General features: G+C 64.3%; 1 protein-coding gene. It reads right to left on the bottom strand.

Features of this window, described 5'->3' with window-relative positions:
* The coding region (locus tag CI601_RS03440; RefSeq protein ID WP_147437932.1) for an InlB B-repeat-containing protein at positions 1 to 314 on the bottom strand (314 nt) is incomplete at both ends.

Genomic DNA, 314 nt, shown 5'->3' with positions numbered 1-314 from the left:
GGTCAGGCTGACAACCTGCTCTCCTGCAGTGTGAATGCTGGCGAATTGAGGTTCCTGCCTGTCGGGTGGGCTGATGGTCAGCTGGGCTCCGGTGGCGGGCCCGTGGTCCGGGCTCAGCGTCCAGTCCGTGACCTTGGTCCATTGGGCTTTCAGACTCGTGTCCCGAAGGATGGGTGTCTGGAAGTCATAGGGCTGCCCGTCGAGTGTCCACCCGTCGAAGCGGAAGCCCTCACGTTGCGGGTTCTGTTGCGGGGGAGTGGCGAGGGTGCCGGTTTTCACGGTTGACTGTGTGGGCTTGCTGCCGTCGGCGGGGT

It is taken from the genome of Bifidobacterium sp. wkB344 (genome assembly GCF_003688305.1).
Taxonomy (GTDB): domain Bacteria; phylum Actinomycetota; class Actinomycetes; order Actinomycetales; family Bifidobacteriaceae; genus Bombiscardovia; species Bombiscardovia mizhiensis.
The sequence above is the reverse complement of the archived record's forward strand: the minus strand, read 5'-3'. Positions and strand labels throughout refer to the sequence as shown.